This is a genomic window from Paenibacillus violae, from assembly GCF_032461945.1.
Classification (GTDB): domain Bacteria; phylum Bacillota; class Bacilli; order Paenibacillales; family NBRC-103111; genus Paenibacillus_E; species Paenibacillus_E violae.
Genome location: NZ_JAWCUD010000001.1, coordinates 271,609 through 287,709, shown reverse-complemented (window position 1 = coordinate 287,709; position 16,101 = coordinate 271,609). Strand labels below are relative to the sequence as shown.

General features: G+C 47.4%; 15 protein-coding genes. 6 read left to right on the top strand and 9 right to left on the bottom strand.

What is annotated here, in order from left to right; all coding sequences use genetic code 11:
• Positions 1-28: 28 nt before the first annotated feature.
• Both RQP52_RS01045 and RQP52_RS01040 read left to right on the top strand, forming a co-directional pair.
• The gene (locus RQP52_RS01045) at positions 29-910 is read left to right on the top strand and encodes an AraC family transcriptional regulator (RefSeq protein ID WP_315948914.1); all 882 of its coding nucleotides are present in this window, start codon (positions 29-31) and stop codon (positions 908-910) included.
• A 45-nt stretch (positions 911-955) separates the two neighbouring features.
• Entirely contained in the window at positions 956-1,411 is a 456-nt protein-coding gene (locus RQP52_RS01040; RefSeq protein ID WP_315948913.1) for a DinB family protein, read from the top strand.
• 73 nt (positions 1,412-1,484) lie between these two features.
• Here the strand turns inward: RQP52_RS01040 and RQP52_RS01035 are convergent, their stop codons facing one another.
• Positions 1,485-2,624, bottom strand: a complete 1,140-nt coding sequence (locus RQP52_RS01035; RefSeq protein ID WP_315948912.1) for a copper amine oxidase N-terminal domain-containing protein — start codon at positions 2,622-2,624, stop codon at positions 1,485-1,487.
• 82 nt (positions 2,625-2,706) lie between these two features.
• A complete protein-coding gene (locus RQP52_RS01030) occupies positions 2,707-2,928 on the bottom strand; it encodes a hypothetical protein (RefSeq protein WP_315948910.1) in 222 nt (73 codons plus the stop codon).
• 160 nt (positions 2,929-3,088) lie between these two features.
• Between RQP52_RS01030 and RQP52_RS01025 the strand changes: the two genes are divergently transcribed.
• Positions 3,089-3,904 (top strand): GNAT family N-acetyltransferase, encoded by an 816-nt coding sequence (locus RQP52_RS01025; protein WP_315948909.1) that lies wholly within the window; start codon positions 3,089-3,091, stop codon positions 3,902-3,904.
• A gap of 71 nt (positions 3,905-3,975) precedes the next feature.
• Here RQP52_RS01025 and RQP52_RS01020 read toward each other — a convergent pair whose 3' ends face one another.
• A complete protein-coding gene (locus RQP52_RS01020; RefSeq protein WP_315948908.1) occupies positions 3,976-4,800 on the bottom strand; it encodes a phytanoyl-CoA dioxygenase family protein in 825 nt (274 codons plus the stop codon).
• A 175-nt stretch (positions 4,801-4,975) separates the two neighbouring features.
• Between RQP52_RS01020 and RQP52_RS01015 the strand changes: the two genes are divergently transcribed.
• Positions 4,976-5,779, top strand: coding sequence for an AraC family transcriptional regulator (locus RQP52_RS01015; protein WP_315948907.1), 804 nt, complete (start codon positions 4,976-4,978; stop codon positions 5,777-5,779).
• Between the two features lie 47 nt (positions 5,780-5,826).
• Here RQP52_RS01015 and RQP52_RS01010 read toward each other — a convergent pair whose 3' ends face one another.
• Together RQP52_RS01010 and RQP52_RS01005 are read right to left on the bottom strand one after the other, a co-directional pair.
• Positions 5,827-6,843: an S-layer homology domain-containing protein gene (locus RQP52_RS01010; protein WP_315948906.1), complete on the bottom strand. Its 1,017-nt coding sequence runs from the start codon at positions 6,841-6,843 to the stop codon at positions 5,827-5,829.
• A gap of 277 nt (positions 6,844-7,120) precedes the next feature.
• Positions 7,121-8,800, bottom strand: a complete 1,680-nt coding sequence (locus RQP52_RS01005; protein ID WP_315948905.1) for a DUF4091 domain-containing protein — start codon at positions 8,798-8,800, stop codon at positions 7,121-7,123.
• Positions 8,801-8,935: 135 nt separating this feature from the next.
• On the opposite strand from RQP52_RS01005, the gene RQP52_RS01000 reads away from it, so the two are divergent.
• Both RQP52_RS01000 and RQP52_RS00995 read left to right on the top strand, forming a co-directional pair.
• Positions 8,936-9,790, top strand: coding sequence for a helix-turn-helix domain-containing protein (locus RQP52_RS01000; protein WP_315948904.1), 855 nt, complete (start codon positions 8,936-8,938; stop codon positions 9,788-9,790).
• 470 nt (positions 9,791-10,260) lie between these two features.
• A complete protein-coding gene (locus RQP52_RS00995) occupies positions 10,261-10,410 on the top strand; it encodes a hypothetical protein (protein ID WP_315948903.1) in 150 nt (49 codons plus the stop codon).
• Positions 10,411-10,475: 65 nt separating this feature from the next.
• Here RQP52_RS00995 and RQP52_RS00990 read toward each other — a convergent pair whose 3' ends face one another.
• Genes RQP52_RS00990 through RQP52_RS00975 form a run of 4 tightly spaced genes read right to left on the bottom strand, consistent with a single transcriptional unit; the run spans position 10,476 to position 16,081 of the window.
• A complete protein-coding gene (locus RQP52_RS00990) occupies positions 10,476-11,348 on the bottom strand; it encodes a sugar phosphate isomerase/epimerase family protein (protein ID WP_315948901.1) in 873 nt (290 codons plus the stop codon).
• A 4-nt stretch (positions 11,349-11,352) separates the two neighbouring features.
• Entirely contained in the window at positions 11,353-12,624 is a 1,272-nt protein-coding gene (locus RQP52_RS00985) for an alpha-L-fucosidase (RefSeq protein WP_315948899.1), read from the bottom strand.
• A 15-nt stretch (positions 12,625-12,639) separates the two neighbouring features.
• Positions 12,640-14,358 carry a DUF4091 domain-containing protein gene (locus tag RQP52_RS00980; RefSeq protein WP_315948897.1) on the bottom strand — a complete coding sequence of 573 codons (1,719 nt, stop codon included), beginning with the start codon at positions 14,356-14,358 and terminating at the stop codon, positions 12,640-12,642.
• Positions 14,359-14,386: 28 nt separating this feature from the next.
• Positions 14,387-16,081, bottom strand: a complete 1,695-nt coding sequence (locus RQP52_RS00975) for an ABC transporter substrate-binding protein (protein ID WP_315948896.1) — start codon at positions 16,079-16,081, stop codon at positions 14,387-14,389.
• Positions 16,082-16,101: the final 20 nt, after the last annotated feature.

Here is a 16,101-nt window from a genome sequence, read left to right as displayed (position 1 = left end):
TTGCAGTGATGATTAGGTGGTATTACTTATGGAAACGTTCAAAGAACCCATTTATTATCAGAATGAACACCTATGCATGAAGGTTTGGCAGTTCACCAACACAAATCCGAAGAGTCAACAGCTTGCGCAGCAATGGCATTATCATAAAGAGGTGGAACTGATTATCGTACAAGAGGGAAAGCTTGATATTCGTACTCCGGACAATCTTTATCACCTCTCACCGGGAGAAGTCGTCCTTATCGGTTCTAACCAGCTGCATCACAGTCATAAGCCGGAAGACGATCCTCTCGTCTATATCGTGCTCCACGTCGATCTTCAACCCTATTTTGATCCTGCGATGATGATGTATTATAGGCATTTTTCGGAAATGGTGCGGCCGCTCGAAGATTTGAACTATATGTTTCTCGAAAATGAGCGCGCCAAACAGGAAATCGGCCGCATTATCGTCGATATTCATGCCGAAATGATGGACAAAACCAAAGGCTATGAAATTGCTATGAGCATGCACATCAAGCATCTGCTGCTCACGCTGCTGCGCCATGACCGGCGTGAGCTGCTTCAGCCTTTCGGCTTTGTGGATGCAGCCGTTATGAGGCCCATTCTCGATTATGTGGAAGCCCATCTAGGGGAAAAAATCGAAATGGAAGAAGTTAGCCGGAGCGCTGGAATGAGCTATACGTACTTCTCTAAATTTTTCAAAAAATGCGTTGGCGTCTCCTTCACGGATTATGTGAACCGGCAGCGGATTCGAAAAGCCGAGCAGCTGCTCATTACCAAAACCGACATTGTCACCGATATTGCCGTCGCTGTAGGGATCGAGAATATGGCTCATTTTTATGAGCTGTTTAAACGCTATAATGGCTGCACGCCGAAGGAATATGTCAGAAAGCTGCTGCGAGTGGTACAATAGAAGCCGATAACGTTTCATCTCAAAATTTCAGGAGGATGGATAAGGATGAGAGATACCTTTTTATTCGGAGCATTGGACAGATACCGTAATCGATTACTGCAATTGGTAGAAGGATGTCCTGAGGACAAAAGAAATGTCGTGCCGGCAGGGTTTAACAACAGCATTCATTGGCAAATCGGTCACGTACTTGCCGTGACGGATCGCCTCATATTCACTCTTTCCGAACAACCTTCGTTCGTGTCAGCGAACTATATCTCCTTTTTTGGCAATGGAACAAAACCTGCGGATTGGCAAGAAGATCCGCCTGCGTGGGAGGATATCATCGCGCAGCTGAAGGAACAACCTGTCCAAATCCGTGAATCTTTGCATGAGAAACTGGACATGCCAGTTAAGGAGAATATGATGAAAGCTGCAACCATTGAACAGCTTATCAACTTCAGTATCATGCATGAAGCCAATCATTTTGGCGTTATCTCCGCGATGATGAAAGTACTAAAATAATTGGGAACAAAAAAACAGCCGTTCAAAGGTAACTTTGGACAGCTGTTTTTTTATTGTTGGTCAAGCTAGACAATTATTTTTCAATCGGACCGGTGTCCACGACCTCAAAATCGCTGCCTTTCAACTTGCTCAGCTTGCTTAGATCATCGTCATCCCATTTCGGATCAGGCGCGCCGCTGACATAGAGATCGCTGCCGTTGTCCGCGACGATCATGCCATATTTCTTCATCGCACGTAGAATGGCTTGATTCGTTGGCGAGTAGCCGGAAATGTCAAAATCGTTCCGCAGGCGCAGTCTCAGTCCCATAGGCGGAAGATTAGGGTCCGTACTGCTCGAAGCATAGTGAGTGGCTGGGGCAATGAATCCCTTTTGAGTTTTGCGGACTGTGAACCGCAGGGCATGATTGATTTCACCGGTAGAGGCTTCCTCATATCGGACAAGACCTGGGAAAATCGGCAGTCCCGCCGCATCAGCGGAGGTCCAGTACTTTGTCCGCAAAACGTTGGATTTCAAATCCCACTTGGCGCCGTTCGAAGCTTGCCAACCGTCTGCGGTCGGGTGAGCATTGTACAATTCATACAGGTATTGATTGTCTTTATCAACTACGATAACATGACGGTCGCCGTCGCTGTTAGGCCCCCCCTCGATTGGCGCATTTAGCGGGATCGGATAGGGACCGGGATCGCTCTCATCGCCATAGTCGGTGAATGTCACATTGACTTTCGGCTGATCAGCGCCTACGATCGTGTAAGGAATGCCGATTGGCGCTCCTTCCCACATCGTCCCGAAATCCGCATGCAGACTCGTATTGAGGCCTATCGAAGAGATAAACTGCCCCGAATTCTTGTGGACAGGGTAGCTGGAAATATCGGTATTCCATGGGTTATCTTTTGGAAATACTTGCCACGCTGCCGATCCTGACGTTGGATTCTGAACCGGCTTGTCCCCAACATAGATAGAGCTTGTTGCATCATCCCAGCTTACCGGTTTCCCCAGCGATTCAGACAGAAATCTTAGCGGTACATACGTGGTATCTTTGTAAATAAATCCTTGTAGATCCTTTGGCGGCTGCTTGTTCTCACCATTGAAATAATACTGTAATTTCCGAAAATAAACGTCTATTCCGACCGAATCCGTCGCCGCGTAAGTAAGCCCTGAGAAAAATAAGGCGCCACAAACGAAGCCGACGGTTCCAGCTTTCCATTTACCCAATGTATGGTCACTCTCCCATTTCCCTATTGATATTGTGGATTCTTTCGCCTAACATTAAATTATTCGCAAGATTTCCACTCTTTTACGTCGTTTCCACCCGAAAAATGGTCCCATCGTCTCGGTAGTAATACGCAATTTCATCCATGATTGTGCTTAAGCGGACGGATTTATTCGTGAACTTTTCAATTATTCCGCGGTCTACTTCACAGTAAACTCCCTCAGCATCCGTCTGCAGCACGGAAACCGGTGTTTGCGATAAAGCTGCGATAAACAGATCTGCATCAGATTCCAACCTCTTATGCATGAAGACAGCCTCACCTTCGGATAGGTTAATAACAACCAGCTTTTTACAAAATGTTACTTGAGTATATGTGTGAACTTATGATGTATTAACCTTTTATTCGTAATCGCTGTTATTTCGAAGGGAGATGGTACCATTGATACGTTTTGCAAAGTATGAGAGTTTGACTGCATTTAAAAAAGAGGTGAGCTCTTTCTTGGAACAAGATGAAGCCGCCAACAATTTATTGCTAGGTGTTCTGCAATCTCTGAGCGAGCAAGATGCAACTCCCCTTTTGATGGCTGCTTTATGGAAAAATGATGACTTAGGATTGGTTTTATTCCAAACACATCCGAAACAAATTATTTTATCAAAACCCACGGCACTATCCTCCCAGGACATACATGAGCTTGGACAAAAGTTGGTGCAGACCGTTCAACCCATCCCGGGTTTTATTGGTGAAAAGAAAATAACCACGGAACTTGCCTTGTATGTCTCCCAAGCACTGGGGACTCATGCCAAGATTCATATGGAACAAACCATTTACAAGCTAGAAAAGGTTAAAAATACGCTGCAAACGAATGGAAAACTTCGGCGAGTGATAGCTAGCGACCATGCTGTTATAAAAGAGTGGATCTATCAATTCTGCCAGGAAACGAATCAACCTCTTAGTTTAGACGAAGCTTCTATCAAAGCCACCTTTCTCATTAATAAAGGAAATTTAGTGGCTTGGGAAGTGAATGAGGAGTTGGTTTCTATGGCTAGTGCCACTCGCCCTACGCAACACAATATTACCATTAGTTACGTATACACGCCCAGCAATCAAAGAAAAAAAGGTTATGCCTCCGATTGTGTGTCAGACTTTACGCAACGGCTGCTGGATCGCGGGTATCAAACAACAAGCTTATACGCAGATCAAAGCAATCCAACATCGAATTATGTCTATAGGCAAATTGGTTATGAACCGATCATGGACTCCATCGTCATCCAATTCCAATGACATCTGGTCACAACGGAAAAAGAAGAGGCTATCTCCTAAGTCATTTTCTGACTCTGAGACAGCCTCTTCTTTTATTTAAAATGGCCCTTCGGCTTTTTGCCGCTCCATCTCTCGTCAACCTGCTCATTCGCCGATTGATATCTAGCATCAACACTTATGCGATACTGGTTCGTCGTATTTTCAAGTGAACAGTGCATCAAAAACATACCAAATATCAGCACATCCCCGGCCTGAAACTCGGTGGTTGCCCATTTGCCGCCAAACTTCTCCGTAATAACTAGCGGATCATCGGTGTAGTGGCCGATGCCGTCGCGGTCCGAATCTTTGGATCCGTAAGATTGTTTCAATTTTTCGAAACGGTGGGAACCTAAGCAAATAGCCAATCCCCCCATTTCATACGAAACGTCTCCAAGTGGCGACCATACGGTGTAGACATTTTTTGTTCCTCTGCCCATATACACAATATCGTAGTGCGCTCCGGTGAAATCTCCTTTGCCTACGGCGCGGAGCCACTTGTAATGATAAGTAAGCGATTGTTCCCCAATGAATTCGTCGAAAAAGCGCATGATATGCTCGCCATTTAATACATTCAACAGGGCAGGCAAATCTTCATTCGTTCCTCCCATGAAAATGGTTTTGCTGCCGTCGGCCATGACGCCGTCTTCCAACTGCGTGTCGCGGTCCAGCTTGCCCATTTGATCCATTTTCTCCAAAATGCTCGTCCGGGCTGCCAACACCTTGTCTCTCTCATGAAATCCGCGGATCAATAAATAGCCGTCTTCTTCCATCCGCTCTCGCAGCGCCTGCTTATCATGCAAAATATCATTGGAGCTTCTAAGCTCCGTCAATTGTTCGCCATCCATCTCTAATTCGCGATTTCCTACTTTCACCATCATTGCACATACACTCCTCTACTTGTGACATCTGATTTAAGTGTAGAGGAATAATGCATTTCCATCCATGGATTGACGGTATAATTTCATGTATAATTGTACATATACATTCGTCTTTTTCACCATTACCACCCATTTTAAATGTACATTAGAACAATTCTTAAGGAGACGTCGTTTCATGTCCTTCATGAATATCCCATATGGATTAGGAAATACGCCTATCCCTCTTGCAGCCTTTATTTCAATCTGGAAAGTGCAAGCTAACGATTCCTACCATATAACGAAAGGAAAAGGATTCGAGGTTCCCGGCCTATTTATTACCTATGAAGGAAAAGGGCTTCTTACTCAAGGAGAGCAGCACTATGAATTGCACGCAGGCACTTATTTTTTCGCTCCAGATGGGATATCCACTGTGTACAGATGTCAGGACAATGACTGGAAATTTTATTTCCTTGATTTCAGCTCCATGGATGCCATGCATGCTCTGCAGCTTCCTGTAAACAAGGTGGTTTCAACAGGGAAAGCAGCAGATGCCATTCAACTCTGTGAAAGGATCATTGATCTGTTGATTGCTGAGCCATTCGGATACGCATATTCTACCAATATCATCCTGCAGGAAGTGATGCTGCTCTTCGCTCGGGAACATTCTGCTGCCCTTCCTACCCGACATATAGAGCTTAATAAAATTATGATCTACATTCACCGCAATTTGGATAAAGTCATCCGGGTTGATGAACTTATCGAACAAAGCGGCATGTCACGGACGACTTTTTTCTCTCGCTTCCGTTCAATAACAGGCCTATCCCCCACTGAATATATGTTGAATTTAAAACTCGAATCGGCCAAGGTATCGCTGGAGACAACAAGCTTATCCGTCAAAGAAATCGCTGCCCATTTGCAATTTTATGATGAATTTCACTTTTCCAAGCTGTTTAAAAGAAAGTTCGGTTTGTCGCCCAGCGCTTATCGCCGTCAGGCCTAACAAAGGCTGCCAACCGCTTATATCAGCGATGGCAGCCTTTATTTTGCCTATTTCAGCCCAGCTAACAATCTTTTCAATACAACCACGGCTTCTGCTCTCGTTGCCTGTCCTTGCGGAGCAAACCCCTCAGCCGTACGACCATTCATTAAGCCGGCATCCACAGCTAGCTGAACCACTTTTTTCGCCCAATCGCTGATGAGATCCTCGTCGTTAAATGGGAGAGATGAGCTGCTCGTCATATCTTCCACTCTCATCCCCGTCACATGCGACTTCGCTCTCATCAGCATCGCTGCCATTTCTTCACGTGAAATGTTTTTTTCAGGTGCAAATTCACGGTCGGAAATACCGTTAATAAGTCCTGCTGCATATACTTTCTTCACCGTATCCTCGTACCATGAGCCCACAGCAACATCTGTGAAAGGTGGCTGAACAGAATTACTTTTCAAGTCTAATGCTCTGGCTATCAAGGTTGCAAATTGCGCCCTTGTTACCGTTGCGTCTGGAGCGAAATGATCGTCGTCCATCCCTTCCACAATATTTTTATCCACCATAGACATGACATCTGTTTTTGCCCAATGATCTACAAGATCACTGAAGATTTTGGTGAAATCAAAAGATTTATCAAGTGCAAGGGATTGATTCTGTAAATTGTGATCTACGATTTTCACTGACGTCCAAGTAAGTTGAGATGTCCCTGCTTTTTTAGCCTTAAAGGTTATCGTGCCCATGTCGAGGTTCCCCTTCTCACCACTTACGCTGCCGACTTTCGTGTGAGCAAAGGTCACTTCATTGTTCTTGACAATCGGAGAAATAGAGAAGCCTTCTATTTTTGTATTCGCATTGATAACCTCAAGCTTGCTCGCATCAAAGCTGATTTTGGCTTCGTAAGCGTACAAATCCTGAAGATTTGTACCTTGCAACGTAACGGTAAATTCACCTGTCGATTCGGCAGCTGAAGTCTTTAGACCAAATTGCGATGCATTTTCCGCATAAGCAGGGGATAATAAGGCTGCGAAGCAACTCAGATTGCAGACTAATGTACCAAGAATGATTTTATGCTTCATCCTCTCATGTCCAAAGGAGGGAGACCAGACAAATGGCAACAAATGCTAGATCCTAGAGGAAGAGACGTTGTTTTTCAGCGTTAAAGTGGGAAGTGTTAGCGGAGTTGGTGAGATTGGCGGGGGATGTCAGTACTAGCGTGTAAATGTGTTAACGTGACTAACACAACACTTTCCTTAAATAAGGCTGCCAAACCGCATGTATCAAGCGGAGGCAGCCTTTTGCTTCATCTATTTTTCATGCCATCGGGACATGTTCTCCAGCCTAAGCGGACAGCAACTAGCGTTCTGTCCTCACGCCACTCGCTGCGGCTTGACCGATCGCCGCATTAATGCGCTCCCGGCAAGTGAGCAGCCAAGCCTCGTCCTTTGGATAAGACGCAAACGTAATGGGCTCGGCGGCTCCTTCCTCCATCAACGCAATCGTCTGTTCCCGACCGATGAGAGAATCGAGCAGTTCCAAAGCCCGCAAGTCTTGCAGTGCTTCGCGGAATACTTCCAACCGCAAGGAGACGAGCGGTGTTCCCTCTTGACTCGGGTACACGACAAACGGGTCGCCGGCAGGGAACGCATAATGCGCATCCGTATTCCGATACGGATCGATCGGAAATTTGGCATATTGCGAGAACCAGAAGTTATAGCCCCAGTGCAAGAAGCCTGCGATGTTATATTTATAGAGTTGCAAGCCTAAGATGCGGTTGCGCGCAGATGGCATACAGAGAAAGCGGTTAGAGACAGCTTCATATTGGGAGCAGCAATAATAGGTCCACAAAGGATCAACTTCACGCTCCAGAAATGGTTCGATATGATTGCTCGCAACAACCGGCGTCTGAACAAGCCCCTGCTCATAGAACGATAGGTTGGTGAGTGCATCCAGGGACGGGATATCCCCCATAAATTGCCGCACCCAACGGCTGGCGCTGCTATAGGACGTCAAATGCTCGAACGTAGGCTCATCCGAAATATGATAATAGGTGCGGTTCAGCAAATCATTTTCCTTGAGGAAGCCGACCAGTTCCGGTAAAAATTGTGCCAGAAAGCCCAGATACGCCTCGCCTGCCGCATCCGTCTCCCAGCCGAAAATGCGCTGCGTCCTGCCATCAACGGAGCCCATAATTTTTGGAGCATGCTTCGCGCCCCATTGCGTGAACAGGTGCGAGAGCTCGAACACCTTCACGCCGTTGCGGTTCCCCATCTCGACCCAGCGTTTCAGCCGTTCGAAACCGAACGTGTAGGATTCGCCGTTCTTCCAGACATCCACCAATTGAACCGTTGGACGTTCCCCACCGACCTCCGTATCGAGCGGAGGTGTAAAAATCGGCGTCAGCAGCATATTGCAACCGTAGGTTGCTGCCGTCTGCACATACGATTCAACAATTTCCCAATATCGTTCGCTGAACACCTCTTCGCCGTAATAGACGGCCAAGCTGTCCGTGTGGAACCATTCCGTATGAAGCAGCTTTTGTTCCGGTAGTACGGCAGGGAGCACGGTGAGCGTAAACATTTCGCTGGCCAACGTTTCCCCTGCCTTGTCGACGAAGGCGATACTTACCGCGTGCGAACCTGGCTGTGCGTCACGGCCTACCTCCATCGTGACCCAAATTGAGCGCCACTGTTTGGGAATCGCCGTAAGCATCCCCGAATCCGGCACAGGCACTAGCAGATCCGGATATAACCCCGGTGTATCGCGCAGCACACCCTCGTCATGGTTAGGGTTGTTGGGAAATTCAGCGGGTACCAACTGCACACTGCGCAGACAGATGCCGTCACTCAAAGTTGACGTTACCGTCAGAGAGAAAGGCATCAGGGCTTGACTCCGATAGGCAACTTGAAAGGAGTAAATTTCGCCTTGCAAGGCAGAGGCGGCGTGGAACGCTGCGGTTTGAAGTTCTTCGTCTGCAAAAACTTTCACCAAAGAGGAAAGACAGCGAGTCTCGAATTGCGCTTGTAACGTTGGCATGACAGGTCTCCTTCACTTATACTATGAATAGCCTTCACATGACTCCTGTAACTTTTGACCAGTGGGCTGGCCGCTTTGAATTTTCGTCATGCAGCTTCAGTTTACTTCGCTATCCGACAGAAAGGAATGACATCTATGACACGCTTCTTGGACTATATGATCAGTCCGCAGCCGATCCGCATCGTAGATCTCAAAATCGATTCGTCGAAGCTCAGCATCCCCTCTCTCACGATAAAGGAAATGGGACACTTGCCGGGAAGAACGCTGCAGCGCAGCCAGTTTGTCTTCGACAGCTGGGCATTTCTGTATATCGCCGGCGGCAGCGGCTTTTACCGCGTGAATCAGGGGCCAATGCAACATGTCGAGAAAGGGTGCCTATTCTTCGTCTTTCCCGGAAGTGTAGTCGATTTCGGTCCGGAGGAGGATGGGCATTGGGACGAATATTATGTACGTTTTGAAGGTAGCCGCATTCAGGAATGGCTTGGAAGTTGGCTCGTGCAGACCGAAATTGTGAAGCGCGTTGGATTTGAAGAAGCATGGATCTCGCAGCTCGATGCCATGTTCCTGCTTCTTGAAAGCGGATCTCCTACGCTAATTGATCAAGCCGCCCTACAACTTGAGGCGCTGCTGTTCAATTGGATGGCCAAATCCAAACTCCCGCAGGGCCAAGCGGCCACTTCCAAGGCAGTGGATGTGCTCCAAGATATCGCGACGAGCTTGTATACACCGCTTAACGCAGAGCAGCTCGCCAATCGGCATCATATAGCCGTATCCACGCTGCGCCGATTGGTCAGCCAGCATACTGGCTACCCCTTGCACGATTACATTCACCGTTTGAAAATGGAGGAGACGAAACGGCTCCTGCTCAGCACCGATCTGCCAATTAAGGAAATCGCCGACGCCCTCGGCTACCCTGACGAAAGCTACTTCTCCCGTTTGTTTAAAAAATATGGTGGCATCGCGCCCAATCACTATCGCAAGCGGAGTTAACACGAACAGATGCCACCCGAAGGGGTTAGCGGAGACTGATACAGCGCTATAATGGGCAGTATTTGCGGAGTTGATTGGATGACGGTGCCGGTGATGTCATTTTTGATGTGTTAGCGTGCGTGTTGGAATGGTTGACTGGGCTGACTGGGTTGGTCTGGGGCGCATAACAAGCTTTCCGGGTGTGCGGGATCCTATTTAAGGGAACCACGAGACGCTATTTTGGCGAAAATAGGAGGTTCGCGAGTAGTAGGGGAACTACAGACTCTTATTTCAGCTATAAGAAAGCCGTTTTTCCTAAAAATGGCAAAATAGCGAACCACAGTTCCCTTCGCCGGCTCATACGCCGTTTTCCGGTGAAATAGCGCCCTGTAGTTCCCATATGAAGGGAGACGCTACAGCTAATTGCAGCTGATATGGTGGTTTTTAACGCTAAAGTTAGCGGAATGCGCTTTATGTAGAAGTTAGCGTAAATGAACTTGCTTAAGGGTTACGGGTTACGGGTTATGGGTTATGGGTTACGGGTTACGGGTTACGGGTTACGGGTTCGGGCTTCGGGGGCTTCGGGCTTCGGGCTTCGGGCTTCGGGCTTCGGGCTTCGGGCTTCGGGAGTTCGGGAGTAGGCGGTCGAAATTAAAAAAAGCTGCCTAACCGCTTGAATCAAGCGGAGGCAGCCTTTCACTACATGCTAATTCTCATTCCACAGTCTTCGCAAGTTGTTCATGCCGAGACGTGACCCCAACTCGCAATCCTCCATGCCTTCGAATTCCACAGTTACATAGCCATCGTAGCCTGAGCTTTTGATCAGCTTGACGACCTCCCGGATCTCGATATCTCCTTGGCCAACGATCGCGCCTCTTAAATAATTCCCGTTCGACGTCCGGAACCAATTGCCTTCTCCCGGGTCCTGGAAGTAAGGTCTGAAGTAAAAATCCTTAAAGTGTATTAAGGACGCATAAGGCAAATTCTTGCGAACGCCGACCAACGGCGCTTCGTCAACACACATAAAATTGCCTACATCCAATGTTGTTTTGAAATTTGGGCGGTTGACTTCGAGCAGCACACGCTGTACGCGATCGCTTGCTTGCACGGAAAAGCCGTGATTTTCAATCGTAGTCGTAATGCCATATTCGGCCGCATAGTCAGCGATGATTTGGCTGCCACGAACAATAAGCGGTAAGCTGTCTTCAAAGTATTTTATCGTCATTTTCTCAGGAGGCAAAGTGAAAGCGGTAACATCATGGCGCATATGCTGAATGCCCAAACGATGCACAAGATCAACATGCTGCTTGACGCGATCCATCTCCGCTTCGAATTCCGCCTCCGATTCCTGTACGAAATTGGCGGGAATGGAATAGTTGGATAGGTCGATGCCAACCTCTTTCGCCTTATTTCTAAGCTGATCTGCAAGTTCCAGATTATCGACCAGCGTGTAGCCGTAAGGAACAAGTTCCAGATGTTCACCGCCATTGGCCTTCACCCAATCAACAGCATCCAAAATGGTCATTTTCTCTGATTTCAATGCTTGCAGCAAACTATACGAACTTAGCCCGATTTTCATCTACTTACCTCCCGTTTTCATTTCCATAACCAACATGATGAAAACTTAGTCCTAGAAGATTGGCTTCTTGATCACTCTCTGTGATCTCAATTATAATCCCACGGACTTTGATGGCGGGGACGCGAATGATAGCTTTGTGGCCGATATGTTGCCCCTCATAAATCGTTACAGGTCGTCTCGACTTTTGCGTGATGATACTAATTTTAAAGCTTCTTACATGTTCGCCTTCTGTCAGATCCTCTTCCAAGACAACAAGATCAAGCATTTGCGCTTGCTCCGTCTCGTAAACCCACGTACGGTCCTGTCTGTCGCATTGCGCCAGTGTTGCAAATGGGCTCCCCACATGTCTGCGAATTTCCGAACCGAAATCAAGCAGCCTATCCACATCATTCTCTGGAAGCAAACCGTTTCGATCCGGCCCGATATTGAGAAGCAAGTTCGCGCCTCTGCCAACCGAATGCAAATAAATGCCCATGAGTTCTTCCACACTTTTCAGAGTATGTTCATCGCTGTCGCTATAAAACCAATTCCCCCGCATCTGGACATCGCATTCCGCAGGCAGCCACAAACGATCCCCTAACTGCTCCTTTTTCTCCGTCAAAATGGAAAACTCTGTAGCATCAACAACATTCCAACAGGGCACAGGGGCAATACCGTCCTCGTTGCCTACCCAGCGAAAATCGGGATCTCCCATATTAAAAATTAAAATCTGTGGCTGCATACGCCGAATTTCACCAATGATGCGACTCCAATCATACGAATGCCCTTCTGATCCGCAACCGTCAAACCACAGGATGTCAATGTCACCATACCCGCTAAGCAATTCGGTGATTTGGTTGACGAAATAATCATCATAGGCTTTCGCATCCTGGGTGTAAAAATCGGCAGAACCATCATACGGCGAATAGTACAGCCCCGGTTTCACATCATATTTGCGGCATGCATCTACAAATTCGCGAATGACATCCCCTTTCCCTTCCTTCCAGGGAGAAGCGGCCACACTAAATTGGCTAAACCGGGAAGGCCAATTGGAAAATCCATCATGATGCTTCGCCGTTAGAACGGCATAATTCATTCCCGCCTCTTTGGCCGTTCGAATCCACTGCTCACAATCCAGTTGAGCGGGGTTGAAAGCAGCCGGATCCATCCGCCTTTCATCGAAATCAACGTAACCTTCATAAAACGTGCGCAAACCAAAATGAAGAAACAAACCAAATTCCCAGTTTTGATAAGCTAATTGTCTGGCTGTGGGGGTTAACTTCTGAACAAGATTCATCTCATCCGTCCTTTCTCATTTCCCTTTGTATAATCGCTCATAATCATCTACCTTAAAACTGTACAACTGCTCTGCTTTTTTTCCAGATGAGGGTGCAAGCTCTCTCGGATGCTCGAATCGAAATACGTGTTGAAGCATTTCTTCCACAAACGCTTCCTTTCCATTCCGTTTCAAAAGCTGCATATATTCATAATCACGAATGCCGCGCTGCAGCCATTTGTAGCGGAGAGAGAGCAACGGTTTGCCGCTTTTTCCCGGATACACGAAATTCGTATCGCCTGCTTTCCAAATCAGAGGCCGATAGGAGAGATTCTCTAGCGGTTTGTCTGGCCATACGGTATAATTCCAGCGCAAAAAGCCGTCTAATTTCAGCTTTTCCACGAGCCAAGGAATAACCCGAGACTCAATCGAAGGCGAGCCAAGGAACGTGTTTGGTTTCTCAGGCGAGCAGCACACGTAATACGCAAATGTCCCCTTCGCGTCCTCTCTAAGCTGTGCAAGCTGTTCAAATTCTTCAGCCGCGCAGTCGAGAACAGGCACATAATCTAGGATGCCTTCGATATTTTTACGAATAAATTCCGTATGATTAATTGCCGCTTTATACTTCAGCGATGGTGCCATGTCGCGCAAGCACGCTAAGCTTTCCTCGAATAGAGCGATATCCGCCGGTTCATCAGCAACGACACGAACACGATCGATCCACCCTTTTGCGATAAAATGCTGCTCTAAAGCCACGATGTAAGCTTGTAGATCGCCTATCTGCCGTATATATTGATAAGTACCCGCTGCTTCATCAAAATAGCGAACGCGGATGGCATCCGGGTAATCCTCCACAACCTTGCCATACCCCTCATCATCGTGCTGCCATATGTTGATTAAACCAAAAACTTCCAGTTCTCTGTCAATGCCATGCTTCTCCCCCAGCTCAACATAACGATCCAAGCGGGAAAAATCATAGTCAAAATGACCATCTTTCTTCCTGACAACCGGAATAATACTATATTCATTCAAGTCGGATGGTTCCGCATCGATAAAAGACCGTTGACCGCTCCACGGTTCCTCGGAAACAACGAGCGTCAACGCCTTTTGCCCGAGTTGAGCCAAGCTGTGCAGAAACGAATCCAGGATCATAAAGTGTTCATCGGACCAATATGAGACATCATATTTTCTTGCGATATTACAATTATGCTGCCATAAGTCCAAGTAAAAAGAATAATCCTGCGGCTTCGGCAGCGCTTGTTCGCGAATCGTCAAACAAAACGTCAATTCACTCGCCAACACCTCATCTTCGAACATCGTATGGGTGTAGAACTTTATCTTTCCTTCATATTGACCGGCAGCAGCCGATTCGTCAGCATGAAGTTCCACCCAGATAGGCTGAATCTGTCGCTTCCGTACATATTGGAAGGGCTCATCCAGCAGCACATCGGAGATCATGACGCGACTATCACCCTCAATCAATCCGATCAGCCGAATGTCAACTTGACAAGGAGCATCCGTCTCCACCTTGATGCGCACAATTTGAATCGGTCCACCCTTCCACAACAACGCATCCTCACTACGTGTAACGAGCAAATCTTCTTGATCCGAACTGACCAACGCCTGAAAAGCGGCGCTGTCATTGGTACAGCAGGCAAGCTCCAAGTGCTTAACCTGCGTATCTTCCCGCCCCTGATTCCACCAATTGGCTGACCATACATACTTGTAGAACATGTTTTGTAAACCGCAGTTCATTATTTCCGTCACCTCTTCGTGTTCCCAATTACTTTTTAGCAACAGCTTTCTGATAAATTTCAATATATTTACCAAGCTGCAGGCCGTCAAAGCCTTTTACATAACTGTCCCATTCCTTATCGATGTCTTTGCTGCCCGTAATAAACTGCGCCATGTTCGACTTGATGTAATCACGAATGGTTGTTTTCAACTGTGCCGCAACTTCCGCATCTTCCAATGCAATGAACACGCTGGGCGGATACATCACTTTCGATTGGAAAGGTTCATATTTCGCTGATTCACGTTTCAAACGCACTTCATACGCCCCTTCTGCAAGCGGATCTTGCAGCGCTGCCCATGAATCGCGATATTGGAACGTACGGAGCGACGGCCCAATCTGTTCCCACCCATCATTATGTGTAGGTTTGTTGTCTACCTTAGGAATCACCGCATATTTCGCCGGCTTGCCGTTCATATCCAGCTCGCCGTCCTTCGCTTTGCGCCATCCTACGTTTTCCGTGCCGCGCTCTTCCAGAACAATCGCTTCTTCCGTGTACAAATAGTCGGCCAAACGGATGGCAGCAATTTGCTGCTCTTTGGTCGCTTTATTGGTAATCGCCATTTGCGAACTACCAATTCCCGCAAAATAGCCGGCTTGCTGCACTCCGTTAGGTCCTTTGAGCGGAGGTACGGTAACATAATCTTTGTGACGCGGATGTTTCTCGTCCGGCGAGTGCGCGTAACTGATCAATGCGGTCGTTATACCGCCCATCACATTTGCGTCTTGGCGGTTACCCAACTGCTGAATCGCATCGGAATTTTGTGTAAAGGACGCTGGATCGATCAGTCCTTCCTTGTACAACTTGTTCAGGTACAACAAACCCTGCTTCCATTCCGGCTTATTGGCAGTCAAATCCACCTTGCCGTCCTTTAACTGCAGGAAAGTACCGCTGTCTTTATCGATCTGATCGTCAATAATAAAGGCGTTCATCAGGAAGGACGCGACGTTGCCTGCCCACATGTCATCCGAACCGGTCAGCGGAATTTCATCTTTTTTCCCATTGCCGTTCGGGTCTTTTTCCTTAAATGCCTTCAATACTTCATAAAATTCGTCTGTTGTCGTTGGCATTTTCAGTCCGAGCTTATCCAGCCAGGCCTGGTTAATCCACAGTTTTTGGGCATAATTACAGTGATAGCACTCGTTCACTTGCGGAAGGGCATAAATGTTGCCGTCCGGCGATGTGATGGAGCTTTTCAAGTAGGGCAGGTCAGCCATTGCTTTCTTGAAGTTAGGCGCGTAGGTATCAATCAGATCGTTTAGCGGAATAAATACGCCTTGTTTGCCGTACTTCATCTGCTCATCTTTCGTTAAAGCCCCTTGCAGAATCACTTCAGGGTAATCGCCGCTTGCGAGCATGAGCTGTTTGCGGTCATTCAACGCTTTGTCAGGCACGAGGTCCCATTTAATTTGAATGTTCGTCTTGTCCTGCAGATATTTGGTAAAAGAATTCGTCTCCATGTTTTCGATGCTGGCCAGCTGCGGCGCGAACATTTTAATCGTCATGGGCTTCTTCACAATTGGAAATTGCCCAACAGGGGTGAAATCTTCACTTGCAGCTGGGGAGCTGCCTGAAGAGGCGTCTCCAGCAGGTGTGCCTGATTCTGTGCTGCAAGCGCTCAAGACGAGGGAGAAACAAAGTGCAACTCCCACCAAACCTGCGTATGATTGATGCCATTTTTTCATCGTAACAACTCCTCCCAATT